This window comes from Sarcina sp. DSM 11001, assembly GCF_900101015.1.
In the GTDB taxonomy this organism is placed as follows: Bacteria; Bacillota; Clostridia; order Lachnospirales; family Lachnospiraceae; genus CAG-791.
On record NZ_FNFZ01000002.1, the window covers coordinates 13,113 to 27,210 of the forward strand.

The window sequence follows — 14,098 nt, forward strand, 5'->3', positions numbered from 1 at the left end:
CATCATGAGAAAGCTGATCTTCCTGAAAAGATCAGATATGAATGTGTTTCATGCCCTTCAATGTTGTATTTATAAATAAGGACAGAATAGAAATGAAGAAGCTCCTGGAAAAGATCAGAAAAATCCTCCGTGACCGCAGAATTCGTACATTGTTGACACGTGTTGTCTCCATGATTTCCGCGATCATTGTTTTTGTGACAACATATGCCCTGATCCTGCCTGCTATTACCTTGGAGAAACAGGCTGCCTGTGGAATTGAAGAGCATCAGCATACTGATGAATGCTATGAAGAAGAACTCATATGTGACCTTCCTGAGAGCGAAGGACATCAGCACACAGACAGCTGCTATGCAGTGAAGAGTGTGCTCTCTTGTGATGTTCCTGAACATGTACATGATGAGGATTGTTATGACGAAAACGGGGAGCTTGTCTGTGAGAAATACGAGCATTCACATGATGGCGCATGCTATCAGGAAGTGAAAGAACTCGTTTGCGGGATTGAAGAATCCGATGGACACACACATGATGCTTCCTGCTATGAAAAGGTATTGACGTGCGGAAAGGAAGTGCATGTTCATAGCGCAGAGTGCTATAAGACGGAGGATGATACAGATTCGCAGTCTGAAGATGGAAATGAAAGCGATCCCGCTGCTGCAGACGATAGCCGGGAAGATGACCTGGATGATGCTTGGAATCGCACTGCAGATGATAGCGGAAATGCATCCATTGAGGACGACGCAGACACTGTGCAGAATGAATCTCTCTGCTGACAATTATATTCCCGAGCTTGATCCTATGAACATGGATGCCTTGCTCAATGATTATACGGATGTTTACTATTTCCATGGGGAGGAAGGGGAAGAGCTTCCTGCCAACAGTTCGGATATTACAGAGTGGATGCAGGTGGAGAATGACACAGAGCTTACATTGACCGATCTGGTCAAACTGTATTTTGCCTACACAATTCCGGCAGGAAGCCTGAATGAGACCAATCCGACTGCGCGGTATCGCCTGCCGGAGAACATCCACCTGACTGATGAACAGATCGAAGCGATCAACAAGAACGAGAACGGATTTGCTGCGGGGTATGATAAGTCTTCTCCGGAGTATCAGTATTATCTCGGCGCGGAAGCAATAGAAGGAATCCGGAAGCCCGATGAGCAGCTGACCGACGGCGAGGTGGAGTATATCAGCGCAATTGTCAGTGTGGAAAAAATCTATGACGATGCGGGAGAGTATATCGGACAGGACCTGATCTTCACCTTTATACCTTATACGATTGAAAAGAATCAGAAAACTTATGATGCGGAGCGAAATCTCCTTTCAGCCGGCGAAAAAGTCACCGGCTGGTTTGCATACGATTTTAACCTGGACCAGATTGACTGGGAAGAGGAAGAGACAGTTCATGCCGCGGAAGAGGGAGAGACAGTTCAGGCTGCGGGAGAGGAAGAGACAGTTCAGGCTGCAGAAGAGGAAGAGACAGCGGAAGCTCAGCCTGCAGAGCCCAAAGTTGAAAAGAACATCATTAAGACCGCGGATATTATATTTGCGGAGAAGGATGACAGGGAGAACATTAAGGAGATCAGCCGTTCACTGAAGCTGGTTGAAAAGAAAGTTGTTGATGTATCGGAGGAAGACTCTCAGGAAGAGGGTGTGCAGGAATTCAAATCCGGTACACTGACTTCAAATGGCGACGGATACAGGATCAGACTGGACTACACAGAAGAAGCTCAGATTCCTGAAGATGCTTCACTCTCAGTGCGTGAGATCACTGCAGAAACGGATAAAGAGGCCTATGAGTCATGCCTTGCGCAGACCAGGAAACACATTTCTGAGTCAGGGGATGAAAAATCAGAGGTTGATACGCAGGCATCCCGTTTCTTTGATATTGAGATTGTTGTGACAGACGAGGACGGAACATCCCATAAGATTGAACCCGCAGTACCTGTGAGTGTAAATATTTATATTGAGGATGTTTCTGATGATACATCTGACTCTGAGTCCGCGTCCAAAGATCTGCAGAATACTGATCCCACAGTCCTCCATTTCGGGGAGGGCGGTGTAGAGCAGATGGAATCCACTGCAGATTCCGATAAAAAAGATGACACTGCTTATGAAGGTGGAGAGGTCACAGAAATCAGCTTTGAGGCTGAGTCATTTTCAATTTATGGCCTTGTGTATACGGTGGATTTATCGTATTCGGTGAACGGAAAAAGTTTCCGGTTCAGCCTTCCCGGAGGCGGATTTGTAAGTTTGACAGAACTGGTAGAAGTGCTTGGGATAACTGGTGATGCAAACTCTTCAGACGATGAAAACATTGATGCATCGGAAAATGCAACCGAAGGTGATAAAAATGATTCGGCAGCTGCGCCGCTCACGCTGGATAATGTTAATGTTATTGTATCGGTAGCGACCAGGAAATTTGTCGCGGATGTGGAGAGTGTGGGATTCTCCTCACCGAAGCTGGTATGGGTCGGAAAGGCTGAAAGCGACAGAACAGTTGGCGGACTGAAGGAAGCCAACGGGCTGGAATGCCAGTATAGTGCAGAACTGACAGAGGGGCAGATTGCGGAGATCAATGCGCAGACGGTGGAAGCCGGAGACTGGGCTTTGATTAGTGTACAGCCGTTTACGAGCGAAGAGACTCTGACCGTTACAATGAAGAATGGTGAAGTGTTTACGATCAGAGTGACGGATGCGCAGATCAGCACAAACGTACTGACTGCGGATGGTATTTCTTTCAAGATCACCGTAACCTACGACGAAGATGCCGAGCTTCCGGAAGGAACGAAGCTTGAGGCTGATGAGATTGAGCATGACACGGAGGAATACTTACAATATCTGGGCAGAACCTGGTCCGAGGTCAACAGGACGCATTCTGAGTCAGAGAGTCAGATAGAATCTGACAACGAAGCATCCGAGGTGAAAAATATTAACGTGAACATGGCGCGGTTCTTCGATCTCAAACTGGTTTATCAGGACGAAGAGATCGAGCCGAAGGCACCGGTTCAGGTGGAAATCACCTATACGGACGGCCTGTTGATGTTGGACAATACAAAGCCTGGTGTGGTGCATTTTACCAAGGAAGGTAATGTTGAGATCCTTGAAGAAGTGAAGACGGACGTCGAGGGTGATGCTGTAGTCAGCTTTCATTATGAACAGGATTCCTTCTCGGTCATCGGCACTTATATTCAGCAGGCAACGCATGATGTGGAAACACCGCCTCATGTTTCAAAGTTCACTCCGGTGAGCACTTCTGCAGCTATGAGAAGCATCAGTTCCGATGATATCGGCAAAGGTGAAGGAAGCAGCGTAATTCCTCCCATCGCTCTGCGAGGAACCGATGGACAGGAATCATCGTATGAAAATGACGATTCTGGCTTGCCATACCCAACAGGTAACAAAACTCTGGAACCGAATGACGACGGAACCTATACTCTGACTTTGAGTGTGAAGGGTAACTCTCAGTCTGTGATACGACAGCAGCAGAAAAAAGCTAATGTATTGTTTGTAATGGACCGCTCCAGCAGTATGATTACGAATACGGTGAGCGATGAAGAGCAGTTCTGGTATTATGGGACATGGAATACAGATGAAACCACTTTCAGAGGAGATATCCATCCTGGTACAGGTTACGCGTTCTATGGTGTAATTGATGGTGAATATGTGGAATTAAACACAGATTATGAGCCTGCCGGATGGTGGGAATCAGGTCATTGGGATTGGGGACAATACCATTTGCGGTATGATAACGGATCGACGCTTGTGAACTATCCAGAAAACTATCCCATATATGTTAAGAGCAAAACAACCCGTCTGTATGCTGAACAGGAGGCGTTGGATGAGGTAATCGATAATCTGCTTTCTTATAATACGACTGAGACACCGGACACTGTAGAGATTGCACTCATCAGCTTTGCTTATCGACGCGGTAATTTAAATGCATGGGCATCAGAAACAGAACACGCAGGCTGGGTGACAGGAAAAGGCGAAAATGATGATTTAAGCGGTCTGCTGGATGCCATTGACAGCACTCGCTATGCCTCCGGAACAAACTGGGAAGAGGCGCTCCAGTACGCGTATGAAGTGATCTCAGCCAAAGAACAGGCTGAAGCAAATAAACCTGAGGAAGATTACTATGTCATTTTCCTGACAGACGGCGAGCCTACAAACACGGCCAGGGCGGCTTTGGATAATGAATCAGCCGGAAACATGGATAAAATGTATTCGTATAACGCAGCCAGAGAAGAGGCCAGGAACCTTGCTAATTATCATTTCTATAACATTTTTACATACAGGAACCCGGATAAAGAGAATGATATTTATTCAGTTTATCTTACAAACTATGCCTACAATCAGGGAACAGATCCCAACGATGACAGGGAGAACGATTATGTAAAGGAATACTATTCTGATGCGCAGACGATAGATGCCCTGAAAGACAAACTCGGCCATATCTTCCAGACCATCGCGGATGTCATCGGCCATGCCGACGTCAGCATAACTGATACGCTGACCACCGACGCCATGACCACGACCATTGTGCAGGGCAAGACAAACGGCTATGTATACACCGTTAAGGACACATCCGGAACCGTGCTTTATACAGTCACGGCGACGGGTGATATTGGCAGCCCCACGGTGACGTTCAACGTGCCCGCTTCCGCAACAAAAAACTATATTGCCGAGTCAACCGAAGTCGGTGGTAAGACACTCTATTCTGTAACAACTGCAGAGGGTGACGAGTACAGGATGGCCCTTGCGGATGTCAACACCACAACCGGTGAACTGGAATGGGATCTTTCACCGGTCGGCATTCTCATGAACGACTGTACCTATTCCGTCAGTTTTGTGGTCTGGCCGGATCAGGAAGCATACGACTACGTTGCCGGATTGAACAATAGACTGGATGGGTATACCTGGGATACAAGCCCGGAAAATGAGACTTATCAGGATCTGACAGACACAAAGGGATTTGAAATCGGCGGTGTCAGCAGATTCCCTTCCATCGTCAAGTATCCTGACGGAACCTTCGCTGTCTTGACTAACACGGATCAGAAGATTCATTATTCCGTTGTCGAAATGGAAACGGTTAACGGCCAGCCAAACGGCGATCCCACAATTCATGGTCCGTATTATCAGGATCTGGAAACACCGGACCCCATGGAACTGACCTCTACGGAAACGAAGCTTCAGAAGGCGTGGGGAATTGAAAGAAATCCTTCAACGCTTGCTCAGCTGCTCTATGATGAAGATGGAAATCCGACGCAATTCAAAATCAAATACGGCATTAAAATCGTGGATCAAGAAGAAACAGAGACGGACTCTGAAGGGTCAGACACCGGGCAGGAGAACCCGGATGACGGACAGGGAAATCCGGACGACGGACAGGGAAATCCGGACACCGGGCAGGAGAACCCGGATGACGGACAGGAGAATCCGGATGATGATGAAGACGAATCACCATACTATACAACATTGACTCTCGGCTGGGATGGCACCAAATATGATTGGGATCAGAACAGCGTCCGATATGTATTGCTGAATGGGAACTCCGGGCCTTCCGTCCCCGTTGGCACAAGCTGGTCGAAAGACTTTGCAATCGCCACCGGTCTGATGCTGAGCGACGCGCGTATGGACGCTCTGGGATTGGACAAAGATAAATACGGGCCTCCTTACCGTTATGGCTCGACGGATTATTACATTCTTGAAACGGGGCATGACTATACCATCGAGGAGATCATCCCTGAGGATGCTCCTCGGGACGCCTATGAATTTGACTTTGATGCTCCCACTTATCACCCCATGCTGGTAGACGGGAAGCTGAAGAGTGTCACATTCAACAGGGACGAACAGAATAATGCGATTATCAGTATCAAAGAAATATCCAAAGAGGACTGGCTCGTTTCTTTGAAGATTGAAAATAATCTTCGCGGCTATATCAGGCTGGAGAAGGATATCGTCGACAAGGATGGACGTACACCTTTACCGACAGATAATACCGAATTTGAGTATGAAATCGATATCAAGGATCCTCTTCACCCCGGCCGCTTTACAGGCACCCATATTCCATGGTACGGCGTTGATGGTCTGTTCTATCACAGCACTGACGAAGACGGGAATTTTCATTATTTCCAGGCGGAAACGAATACGATCGATCACAAAGCTCATGAATTCACACTCACGACAGAATCGGGTGCGGAGTGTCCCGCGGTGTGCATTGATGAGATAACAGGGGGGATATTTGACGAGGACGTTGTCGGACCGACGCTCATTCAATATGTGGAAAACGACGTAACGAAACAGATCTCACTCTATGGCAACCAGATGGAACACATAGACGACAATAATGTCAAGGCTGTGATGAAAATTAACCAGAATCAGGTTCTGGATATAGCCAACGTTCCCTCAAAGTCGACATATACTATCAAGGAAACAGATCAGGAGGGTTATAATTTCGTAAATATCCGCAGGGAAATCAGAAGCAATAACAGTGTGGAATCCGGTTCGACTTTTAAAGGCAGTACTACTATTACGGGAAGGATCGTGCCGGACAGGGACAATCACATCATTTATACAAATAAGGTATATTCAGTCGATCTCACCGTGAAGAAGACGGATGAAAATAACAAGCCCCTGACAGGCGCTGTGTTCAGCCTGTACAAAAAGAATGGCGAAAACTGGCCGGATGATCCTATGAGCGTTAAGCCTGGCAACGATGAAGATGATACTGCGGTATACGAGTTCATCAATCTGCCGGACGGCAGCTATAAGCTGGTCGAGACCCCGCCCACAGGATACGATGCAGTTGACGATGTGTTCTTTACGGTGGCCAATGGCGTGCTGAGCATTGACGGAACGCTGCCTGAAGGAGTAACGAAAGACGAGAATAAGCTTATACTCACGGTGAAGAACAAGCCCCGTGAAGATGCATTGACCGTTCGCAAGCAATGGCTGGATTTTGAGGGGAATCCCAGAGAATATGATGGGACTCTTGATCTGAAACTGGAGCAATGGGTGCAAAATGCGCCGAAAGTTTATAATGTAGATGTTGATTTCAGGTATACTGGTAATGGCTCTGGAGGTTATAGTAATTCAACGTCCAGTTTTACTACTCGGTCGGGCTCCGGGAACGGTAACTTGACAATTAATTGGGGTTATAATAATTCAACAAACAGCGTCGAAAGCATAACTGTAACTGATCAACATGGAACGCATTATGAGTCTTCGATTGTTACAAGTAATACATATTATCGGAGTCTTACGATTCCTAATATTAGCGAAGACAAGCAGATCACGGTATTAACACAGAACTGGAACTGGTCTGGTTATCAAAATGACAGAATTGGACAACTTCAGTTTAGCAATACAGATACAGTATCTGAAGGCTACACTTCAACAGGAGGCACAAAGACCCTTACCCTCGGAGCAAATGGCACTTGGTCCCAACAGTTCACATTGTCGGGTGATGGACTGCTTTCTGATAACAGTACAACCCTGCCAGCTACATATAATGGCAAGAACTGTTATTATACGATTGCTGAGGAGTCTGTGCCGGAAGGTTATGAACTGACGCAGATTTCGTCAGAGTCGGTTCAATCCGGCGTCCTGACCGCTTACAACCAGAGAACGACCGAAGACGTGGATGTCACAGTCAGGAAAGTATGGGAGGATGGATTAAACGAAGACGGCACAGTTACAAGTCATCAGGATAACCTTGTGGTTACGCTCTCAAACGGTCAAAGTGTTACACTGAACGATGGGAATCATTGGGAAGCGACAATTACCGACCTGCCCAGATATGACGAAGAAGGGGATGAGATTGCATACAGCTGGACAGAGGACGAATTGGAAAACGGTTATTATCTGTCGGATTCGAACACAGTGGTATATGATAACAGTGTCACGACGACCCTGACTAACAGCTATTCCGATCACTACATGCCCGAGATGGAAATTGACGGCGTCAAGATCTGGGACGATGACGGCACCGGGACCAGGCCTGCGTCCATCACAGTCAAGCTCTATAAGGACGGCGTGCTTTATAAAACGACCACTGTGAATCCGCCGACAGGAGAAAACGTGGATTCAAATAGATGGACATTCAAGTTCACCAACCTGCCCATATTCAATACCGATGAGGATGGTGAGGCGACCGGGACGCTTGCAGTGTATACCATAAAGGAAATTCTTCCGGCGGGATACACGAGCGATTACGATACCACTATTCAACAGATGCAGGCGGCGTATGAGGCCGGAACGGCGGAAGCGCACATTATTAACAGTTATACTGCAGAGAATCAGTTGGTCTGTGAAGGCGCTGACCTGGGCTTTGTTGTCGTGAGACACGGACAGGGCTATGTTGTGTGGACACCAAGACCTCTGATAGAGGGAGAACTTGACAAAATTAAGCAGGCGGCGGTTGATGCAAGCCGTCAGTTCAGCGGAATCATGAATGCATCGGGAGATAGTCTCACAATCATCTCCGGTGTTCCCAAAACTGTTAAGGTAGGAAATAAAGAAGCCGCAACCGTTTATATGAAGGACGGCGATGTGTGGGTAAGGTTCAAGAGTCCCAGTGCGCAGTCCGACATCGTTTATGGTTCGATTCCGTATACCTACACGCAGATCGGAGGTGAAGGCGGCGTTACCATCACCAATGTCAGAAAAACCACCAGTGTCAGCGGTACAAAAACCTGGATTGATGGTGGTCGGCAGCATAATAATTCGGAACAGATCACACTCAAGCTGTTCCGTACGAATAGGCCCGTGACAGACGACTCCCAGTGGGAAGAAGTACAACTGACAGCAACCGGAACAATAAGCCTCAGCTGGGATGGCGATACGTATACGTATTCTAATTTGCCGCGATTTTCTGATTACACCAGTGATCCGCCGATTGAGTATGAGTATCGTGTTGAAGAAACCGCTGTCATTGTGACTGAAGGAACTGGAGCGGGTCAGCATACCATCAGCTATATGATGGAAGCTGACGGTAATAATTTCATCAACACTGAACTGACAAATATTGAAGCCACAAAGACTTGGAAAGATGCAGGAGCTTATGCCAACGCTGCGCTGACCAATGCGTCTGCAACCTTTGAACTTCAGAAGAAGGTTGGAGATAACTGGATTAAGGTTGAGCGGGAAGGCGTAACGAATCCGCAGATATTATCAGTAGCTGAAACAGCTGATGCCAATGCCTGGAAAGCTGCCTGGAGAAGCTTGCCGAAGTTTGAAAAGAGCGGTGAGAATATTGTTTCTATCGAATACAGAGTGGTTGAGACAGCGGCAGCGGTTGATGGACAAAATGTCAAACCGGATACAGATCCTTTAGCTGTAGTACCGGAAAACGGCAAAGTTAATATTGATAACATTCTGCCGATAACAATTAATATCCTCAAAATCGATGCAAGCGATAATACTATTAAGCTGGGCAACGCTGAATTTGAGCTTACTAAAGTACAGTCTCTTGAGACTACAAATCAGGTAACAGAAGGACAGTATAGAGAGACCGGGACTACCAGTAATGCGAACGATGAAACAAAGGGAATGCTTCAGTTCACAGGAATCACTCCTGGATATTATTATCTGCATGAAACAAAGGCTCCGGATGGATATGTTATGACTGAAAGCAACGGATGGCATTTCCAGGTGGATGAAAACGGAATCGTGCAGGACGCTGGTGATTTTACCGATAATGGTACATTCCGGTATGTGGATGCAAAGAATGTTACTATTGAGAATACCCCCGGTGCTGCTCTCCCTCATACCGGCGGCCACGGCACCAACATGCTCTATCTCTTAGGTATCACACTGATCGGCCTTGCAGGCGCGGGATTTGTCATGAAGAAGAGACGGAGAAACACAGCACGATAATGTAAATCAAAATGAAAGAACAGGAGACTTGCCTAAGAAGCAGGTCTTCTGTTTTTATATAATCCCATTTTTAACAGTTCGGTAAAGCAAAAAGGCCGGAAGACGCCCGGCTAATGTGTTTTCCGGCTGTTTTTATTCAGGTCAGAAATGTTGTATGGAGATTTCTGCCTTGTATTTTGCAGATGCTAAATAAAAAAAATTCGCAAACGAATATTTATCTGATATTGAATATTTACCTGATTTCGATGTTTAACACATGTCCTTTTGACGTTTTTTTGATCTTATGCATTATATACTGAATGTTATATGGGCAAAGTAGCGATTATATACTTTTTTGAGGATCAGCCGCCCGTTTTGTTTATGTTCATCGAGCGTGGGTGAATGTGTAAATGTCAATAAAATGGCAATTCCCGTCATCAGCCAGGTCAGTCACCAGGAAAGAGTCATCATGAAAGCATTACTAGAAATAATCAGGAAGTTGCTGAAGGACAGAAGATTTCGTCAGACATGGTACCGCTTAGTAAGCGGCTTTGCTGCCCTTGTGGTCTTCATAACAACATACGCACTTGTTCTGCCGGCAATTACAATCGAAAAGACGGCAGTATGCGGAATCGAAGAGCACCAGCATGATGAGAGCTGCTATGAATCCAGACTCGTATGCGGTCAGGAAGAAAGTGACGGTCATCATCACGATGACAGCTGCTATACCGATACCGGAGAGCTGGTGTGTGACCTGGAAGAGAGCGGGGGACACAGCCACACAGATGCCTGCTATGAAAAAGTCCTTGTCTGCGGTAAAGAATCACATATTCACAGTACGGAGTGTTATAAGGAAGACAGCAGCGCTGTAGCCGCAACGGACGAAGCTGCAGGCGGAGCGTCTACTTGACATCGGGAGGGGATGACTCTGCTGATTCTGATGCAATGCCCGGAGAACCGTCGGAAGACGGAACTGCAGGTATGACGGACATGACGGAGGAAACAGCTGTTTCCGATCCTTCCATACCTCAGTTGGATCCTGTGGATATGGATGCCGTGATGACAAAGGATACCGGCTTCTACTATTTCCATGCGGAGGAAGGCGATGACATTCCGTCCAACAGCGCTGGGATTACGGATTGGCAGGAAGTAAAGAAAGATACAAAACTTTCTTCGACCGATCTGGTCAAAGCTTATTTCGCATACATAATTCCTGCTGCAAGCCTGAACGAGTCAAATACTGTTGCCAGATACCGTCTGCCCGGCAACCTTCATCTGACGGACAAGCAGATTGAAGCGATCAACCTTACTGAGAACGGTATTTATACATCTATGGAGCAGGAGGCGGAGGCAGAAGCGCAGAGATATCTGGGCGCGGAAGCTGTCGAGGGAGACAGAAAACCTGATGAAGAACTCGTGGATGGTGTGCAGGAATACATCAGCGCGGTAGTTCGGGCGGAGAATATCTTTGACGAAGAAGGCAGTTATCTCGGTCAGGACCTGATCTTTACGTTCGTACCCTATACAATTGAGAAGAATCAGAATACCTACGATGCTGACGGAAGTCAGCTTACAGCCGGCGAGAAGATCACCGGCTGGTTTGCGTGCGATTTCAACATGAGCCAGATCGACTGGGGGGAGGAAGAGACTGACCTTGACAACAGCACTGCAGAGAAATCGGCTGAGGTTGTTTTTGTTGAAGAAGACAGGGAGACCGGAAGAAAGGAAATCAGTACCGTTCTGAATCTGCTTGAGACTGACAGCGCGGATAACAATGATGAAACGGATGACAAGAGGCTGAATTTAGACTTGATACATACGAAAAAGGGATCCTCTTTCGTGGCAGAAAAACGGACCGGGCAGGAGGACAGCTGATTTTTTTTTTTGGGTCTGTGACGCTTTTTTATATTAGATGCTTTGTATAATGTACTTGGTCGAAATACCCGTTTTTGACAGTTCGGAGAGCTAAAAAGGCAGAAAAACGTGATTCCCACGCGAAAAAAATAATTCTCAGTTTTTTGCCCCGATTTCCTAAACTTTCCTAAACGGGGGACATGGAGGGAGGATCTGCAGGAGATGAAAGACAGCATCACAGAGCCCGCAGTCGAATGGAATGTATAACAGACAGGATGGCCATGACGGCCATCCTGTTTTGCTATCGGGAGTCAGTTTTTTTCCGTTTGGATGTACCCTTGGTGATGCGGCAGTTCCCCCGCATCCGCCAGTCAGTCATCCGTTCATAGTCCGTACAGAATCCAAGATATCTGTGTATATCGTCCGTAAGGTCGGTCCGTGTATAAGCCGGCATATAGGAATCCTCATTGGGGTACTTTGCTATATTCATTTCCCTGAGACAGTCCATGATCTGCTGGTCTGTATAATGGTTTTCCAGTTTACGCTCCAGGATCCTGTAGAACAGAAGAGCGATAAATACGATAAGGAGATGTGCGCAGATCCGGTCTTTGCGTGCCAGGTAAATCGGCCTTGCCCGCATTTCTGTTTTTGTTATTCGGAAGGATTCCTCTATCTCCCATCTTCCTTTTGTGATCTTCAGGACATCGGAGGTTTCCGCCTCTTCAAGGTTATGCATGGTGGCGTAAAAACCGTCATATACCGATTCCCCGGCAATGGCTTCTTCGTCGATGAGATATTTCGTCCTGGTGGCCTTTTCCCCGCTCCGGGTCCTGCTCTCAGACTTTACAAACCTCCGGAAGTCGTTCTGGTTTTTTCTCTCAATCTTTGTCCTGCCCTGTTCAATTGCGCGTTTTGCCCTTTCGACCTGCGCGTTCCGTATATTTCTTATGTAATCCCTGTATTTAAGGGAGAAAGTCACCAGCAGAGTCTGGTTAAAGGAGATATCCCGCTCCTCGTCGTACGATTCAACATATTTTTCTTTATAAAAGATCCTGTTATAGTATTTGTCCCTGTCTTCATCGGTCTCTTCCAGCTTGGTGATGTCATACTGCCTTTTGAGCGTCCTGTCTTCACCTTCCATAAACCATCCGGTCGGGGAGAGGCACCATTCAGCATCCTTTGCGGACATCTTCTTTATAGAAACTGTTGTGATAAAGGCCCTGCCGGAAAAGTTGTTGAACTTCCGGTTCTCCTCGCTGGAAAGGCCTGAATCCGTACAGATGATGAAGTCATGGATACCGTAACCCTGGAGGATTTTTTTCTCTATGGGGACCATGGTCAGCTGTTCATTCCGGCTGCCGCTCGTGACAATGATAGCGATCGGAAGCCCAGTGAGATCCATCAGGAGCCCCACCTGTACGACAGGAGCAGGCTGATGCTGTTTGCTCTTTGCGTATTTCCGGAGCCCTTTTTTCTCCTCCATTTCCTCAAAAGAGCCGTGGCTGCCAGCCGGCTCGTCCTCATCTTCCTGTTCTATTTCAAAATAGTAGTTTGTGCAGTCATAAAAGACGACACCGGCTTTCCTGTCGACCACCTTGCAGCTGTTTTTGTAGATGCTCCTCTGTATGTCATCGAAATGCTCATGTATCACCGAAAGGGCGCGGAGAACCTGATGGTATTCAAACTCCGGATGCTCAAAAAGCTTTTTGCAGAGTTCAGTGACCCTGAGTTTTGAACCAGGAAAAAGGATCTGGCTGTAGATGAGCCTTGAAAAAATGGTATCCAGGTCATAATCAAAGCTGTGTTGCCTGGAAACAGCCCTGCAGATCGATGGGAATTTAAGATCATAGTAGATCTTCTGCAGGGGAAGGTATCCGACATTAAAGGAATTCCTCTCACCTTTTGGGATCCTTACATTGTCCCTGGCAAGAACAAAGTGCCGGCCTTCCGGGTCATTCTCTTCCCGATCCTTCATATCCAGTTCCAGCGCGTGCTGTTTTGCCCACTTTTTGGCGTCTTCACATCCATGGGCAGCAATGATCTCTTCAGTAGTACCGAGTTTTTCAATGGTCATGGTCGAATGTTTCCCATTTTTAGTAATGTCCTTGAGAATATAGAATCTTCCCTTTATCTGTACAGCATGTATGCTCATACCTGACTTCTCCTGTATATAGTGTTCTGATAACCTTATTATACACTATTTAGGAGTTTAGGAAAAGTAGGAAATCAAAATTTGACGCAAAAAAACAGGCGCAATGCGCCTTTCATAGATTCGAGGTGTCAAAGACCCGGACTGACCTTGACAACAGCACTGCAGAGAAATCGGCTGAGGTTGTTTTTGTTGAAGAAGACAGGGAGACCGGAAGAAAGGAAATCAGTACCGTTC

5 protein-coding genes are annotated in these 14,098 nt (G+C 46.8%); 4 read left to right on the forward strand and 1 reads right to left on the reverse strand.

Going from position 1 to position 14,098, the window contains the following annotated elements:
• Positions 1-92: 92 nt before the first annotated feature.
• From BLT02_RS17025 to BLT02_RS01140, 4 genes are all read left to right on the forward strand, one after another.
• Positions 93-770, forward strand: coding sequence for a hypothetical protein (locus tag BLT02_RS17025; RefSeq protein WP_175453626.1), 678 nt, complete (start codon positions 93-95; stop codon positions 768-770).
• A complete protein-coding gene (locus tag BLT02_RS01130) occupies positions 682-9,879 on the forward strand; it encodes a Cna B-type domain-containing protein (RefSeq protein WP_175453627.1) in 9,198 nt (3,065 codons plus the stop codon). Before BLT02_RS17025 ends, BLT02_RS01130 begins: the two co-directional genes overlap by 89 nt.
• A 448-nt stretch (positions 9,880-10,327) precedes the next feature.
• Positions 10,328-10,768, forward strand: coding sequence for a hypothetical protein (locus BLT02_RS01135; protein ID WP_139187345.1), 441 nt, complete (start codon positions 10,328-10,330; stop codon positions 10,766-10,768).
• Entirely contained in the window at positions 10,765-11,733 is a 969-nt protein-coding gene (locus BLT02_RS01140; RefSeq protein WP_139187347.1) for a hypothetical protein, read from the forward strand. The genes BLT02_RS01135 and BLT02_RS01140 overlap by 4 nt, the downstream gene beginning before the upstream one ends.
• A gap of 280 nt (positions 11,734-12,013) precedes the next feature.
• On the opposite strand, the gene BLT02_RS01145 is transcribed toward BLT02_RS01140, so the two are convergent.
• Positions 12,014-13,864, reverse strand: coding sequence for an IS1634 family transposase (locus BLT02_RS01145; RefSeq protein ID WP_242869663.1), 1,851 nt, complete (start codon positions 13,862-13,864; stop codon positions 12,014-12,016).
• Between the last annotated feature and the right edge of the window lie 234 nt (positions 13,865-14,098).

Excerpts from the sequence above, each read along its gene's own strand:
- BLT02_RS17025 (WP_175453626.1), top strand. The coding sequence starts at position 93 with ATGAAGAAGCTCCTGGAAAAGATCAGAAAAATCCTCCGTGACCGCAGA.
- BLT02_RS01130 (WP_175453627.1), top strand. The coding sequence starts at position 682 with ATGATGCTTGGAATCGCACTGCAGATGATAGCGGAAATGCATCCATTG.
- BLT02_RS01135 (WP_139187345.1), top strand. The coding sequence starts at position 10,328 with ATGAAAGCATTACTAGAAATAATCAGGAAGTTGCTGAAGGACAGAAGA.
- BLT02_RS01145 (WP_242869663.1), bottom strand. The coding sequence starts at position 13,864 with ATGAGCATACATGCTGTACAGATAAAGGGAAGATTCTATATTCTCAAG.